Raw genomic sequence first — 3902 nt, 5'->3', positions numbered from 1 at the left:
GGTCTGCTTGCCAGCGCGTCCAGTGCCTGGCCGCCGTCGTCGACGACCGTGCAGGTTCGACCCAGGCGCGCCAACTGTGCACGGATCAGTGCCTGGTTGGTGGGATTGTCGTCGGCCACCAGGATTCGCGCAGGTGATGATGGCGCCGGTGTCTCGGGCTCATCCGGCAGGGGAGGCGGGGCCTCGCCCAGTCCCAGGGCAAGCTCGCACACGCGTGCCAGTAGCGAACTTCTCACCGGGCAGGCGCTCATGACCAGCATGCCGTCTTGCTGCGAAAAACCCCGCGGATCGGCCTGGCCGGAAACCAGCACGACATTTGCCAGTGGCGAGCCCTGGCTGCGGGTGGTGAATACGACGTCCGCATGCGTGGCCGGGCTGGGCTCGGACAGGATCATGCCCAATGCGCCCAGGCCCTGTGCCAGCGCCTGGGCGGTGAAGGCGTCGTCCACGTCGATGCTGGCGGTCCTTCCCGTCAACAATCCGTTGTGCCGATGAAGCACGTTGATCTCCAGCCCGAGCTCCACACGGACACGCGTCCCGGAACCGGGCGTGCTTTGTATCTGGATCGTGCCGCCCATCAACTGCACCAGCTGGTGGCAAATGGAAAGGCCCAGGCCGCTGCCGCCGAAACGGCGTCGCGTGGAACCCTCGCCCTGGGTGAACGGTGCGAACAAGGTGGGCAGGACCTCCGCGGCGATGCCGACGCCGGTGTCGGTGACATCGATGCCGATGCGCTGGTGTTCGCCAGTGGCACCATCGGGGACGACAGTGGCCTCGATGGTCACCGAGCCTGCCGACGTGAACTTGATCGCGTTGCCAATGAGGTTCAATAGCACCTGCCTGACGCGCACGTCGTCGGCCATGACCATGGCGGCGATACCGGCGTCCACCTTTACGCGCAGGTCGATGCCGCGGCCATGTGCCTGGGCGGCAAGCATGCCGACAGTGCGGTCAATGAGTTCCCGCATGTCCACCGGTACGAGCTCCAGGCTGAGCCGGCCCGCCTCGATCATGGAAAAATCCAGGACATCGTCGAGTACTTGCAGCAGCAGGGTGGCCGAATCGCCTGCCGTGCCAAGCAGGCTTCGCTGCTCTTCGTCCAGCCGGGTGCCGCCCAACAGTTCCAGCGTGCCCAGCACGCCGTACATCGGCGTGCGTATCTCGTGGCTCATCGTGGCCAGGAATACTGTTTTTGCCTGCGTCGCGGATTCGGCCTCGTCGCGTGCTGCGGCCAGTGCCAGGCCTTGCTCGTGCGTGACCGTAACGTCCACCCAGTAGCCGTCGAACTGCGTGACACCCCCGGACAGGCGGCGCGGCAGCGCGTGCGTAGTGACCCAACGGTCGCCGTGTACGCGCACGGTGGCGTGCAAAGCCGTGAGTGACTGCACCGCGTGGTGCACACGTTCCAAAAGCATCTCGCGGTGCTCGGGCGATACCGTGCGGAATGCGGCAGGCTCATCGCGCAGGAAGGTGGGCGGGTCCACGCCAAAAATCGATAAGGTGTCGCCATCGACATAAAGGAAAGTGATCTGGCGTTGCCGGTCGATGGTGAAGCGGAACACCACGGCGGGAATGTTGCGCGTGACATCCTGCAGCTGTTGTTCCGTATGGAGTCGCCGGCGCACCTCACGGCGAAGGCGTACCCAGGCGAAGCTCACCAGGGCCAGGGCAATGCCGAAGATCAATACGATCGGCCAGGTTTTTTCCCATACGGCGGACCACGAACCGCCCCAGGTGTAGTTCACCGATAACCATGTATTGCGGATGCGGGCAGCCTCGCGCGCATCCACGCGCGCAAGCGACCGATCGATCAGCGGAACCAGCCTGGCGTAGTCGGTGCGCACGGCGAAAGCCAGGGGCTCGGTGAGATGGGTGGGGGCGCCTACGCGAAGATGCGGGTAGCGCGAGCGGATGAAGAGATCGACGGTGGCGAGGTTGCCGACCACGGCGTCGACCTCGCCGTGGTCGAGCAACTTGAGTGCTTCGGCGCCGTCGTGGGTGGTGATCGTGCGCACGGGGCGGGGAGCTTCGGCGAGCATGCGCAGCACCGCTTCCCGGTCGGTGTCCGCCGCCACCCGTTCGCCCGCCAGATCGGCAAGGCCTGCAATGCTGGCGGTGTCCTGGCGCGTGGCGATCACCAGCGGAAACTCGACGTACGGCTGACTGAACGCCAGCCCTTTCCCGGCGCGTCCACCGGGATTGAAGGCGAGCACGATGTCAACCTGCCCTTGGTCGATCATCTTGCGCGTGGCGCTGAGGTCGCCGCTGCGGACATAACGAACCTTCAAGCCGAGGTCGTCCACCACGTGCTGGAAATAGTCCGCTGAAATACCCTCGGGAAGGCCATGGCTGTCCGCGCTGACGAATGGCGCGAAAGCGTCGTCGTAGGTGACGTTGAGCGTGGGAAGTGCATCGAGCCAGGCACGTTCGGCGGCGGAAACGGGCATCCGGCCGGGATTTGCGTCGTCCGCGTGCAAGGGATTGCCCGCGATCACCCAGAGGCTGGCGACGACACAGGACAGGAGTGGGCGAAGCCGTGTCATTGGGGTTTCCTCGGGTTTACTTGCTGTATCCTGCCGCAACGCGCAACCAGTACGGAACGACGACGGGTGCTGATACGGACATGAGCGAGCAGGGCACTTCCAGTGCCACTCGGGTGATTATCGCAGATGATCATCCGGTGGTGATCCTCGGCGCACGCGCCGCACTCGACCAGGCGGGAGATATGCTCGTCGTTGGCGAAGCGGCCGATGGCGACCGGCTCATGGCCTTGCTTGCCAGCAGGCCGTGCGATGTCCTGGTAACCGATTTCTCCATGCCCGCCGGCCGTCACGGCGATGGCTTGCAATTGCTCGATGTCATCCGCCGCCGGTATCCCCGGCTGCCCGTGGCGGTGCTGACCATGGTCAACAACATCGGCGTGCTTCGTGCGATGCAAACCCGTGGCGCCCTTGGCTTGTGCGACAAGCGTGCGCCGATGCGCGAGTTGCCCAACGCCATCCGAAGCGTTGCAGCAGGGCGTGCCTATGTCAGCGAATCCATCCGCCAGCAGTTCGCCATGGCCGACACCCCCGCTGCCGATGGCGCGGCGCCGGTGCGGCTGTCGGCACGCGAAATGGAAGTGGTGCGCCTTTACGTAGGAGGCCTTTCACTTACACAGATCGCCGATCGACTGAGTCGCAGCGTGAAAACGGTGAGCCGGCAGAAGCGCGACGCCATGCGCAAGCTCGGTATCGACCACGATAGCCTGCTGGCGGACTACGCCCGCGAACACGGAATGGCATGAACGTCTCGGTCCCTCCGCATGCCCAGGCGACCGGTAGCCAGTTCGACTCCAGGCGCATGCTCGATGCGCGCGAGCGCTCGTGGGTCACCCTGCGCGAAATTGCCAGGCGCATCACCCCGGGCATGACGGAGCCCGAAGCCATGGCGCTTGCCGGCGAGGTCCTGGCCGACGCCGGCATGCAACGCATCTGGCATCCATCGTTGATCCGCTTCGGCGCCAATACCCTGAAGACTTTCCGCGAACGCTCGGCGCCGGATATCCGTCTGGGTGAGCGCGACATTTTCTTCGTCGACTTAGGGCCCGTGTTCGACGGCCACGAAGGCGATGTCGGCGATACCTTCGTGCTTGGCGACGATCCCCTCATGCATGACTGTGCCGTTGCGGCACGCGAGCTCTTCTCGCGCGTCGCCGCGCGCTGGCGCGAGGGCGGCCAGAGCGGCCGGGCTTTGTACGAATTCGCCACGGACCAGGCCCAGGCCATGGGCTGGCGACTCAACCACGAAACCAAGGGCCATCGGGTGGGCGATTTTCCGCACGCGGTGCACAAGGCGGGCAATCTGGGCGACTTCGATGCCGAACCCATCCCGGGGTTGTGGGTGCTGGAGATCCAGATCGC

At 65.2% G+C, this 3902-nt stretch carries 3 protein-coding genes; 2 read left to right on the top strand and 1 reads right to left on the bottom strand.

Annotation, left to right across the window (positions count from 1 at the left end):
- A partial coding sequence (locus VK519_RS16180) for an ATP-binding protein (RefSeq protein ID WP_324351446.1) occupies positions 1-2543 on the bottom strand: 2543 nt, incomplete at its 3' end.
- An 80-nt stretch (positions 2544-2623) separates the two neighbouring features.
- Between VK519_RS16180 and VK519_RS16175 the strand changes: the two genes are divergently transcribed.
- Together VK519_RS16175 and VK519_RS16170 are read left to right on the top strand one after the other, a co-directional pair.
- Entirely contained in the window at positions 2624-3286 is a 663-nt protein-coding gene (locus VK519_RS16175) for a response regulator (RefSeq protein WP_324351445.1), read from the top strand.
- The coding region (locus VK519_RS16170; RefSeq protein ID WP_324351444.1) for a M24 family metallopeptidase at positions 3283-3902 on the top strand (620 nt) is incomplete at its 3' end. The genes VK519_RS16175 and VK519_RS16170, both read left to right, overlap by 4 nt.

It is taken from the genome of Pinirhizobacter sp., from assembly GCF_035317885.1.
Lineage (GTDB): Bacteria > Pseudomonadota > Gammaproteobacteria > Xanthomonadales > Rhodanobacteraceae > Pinirhizobacter.
The sequence above is the reverse complement of the archived record's forward strand: the minus strand, read 5'-3'. Positions and strand labels throughout refer to the sequence as shown.

Excerpts from the sequence above, each read along its gene's own strand:
- VK519_RS16175 (WP_324351445.1), top strand. The coding sequence starts at position 2,624 with ATGAGCGAGCAGGGCACTTCCAGTGCCACTCGGGTGATTATCGCAGAT.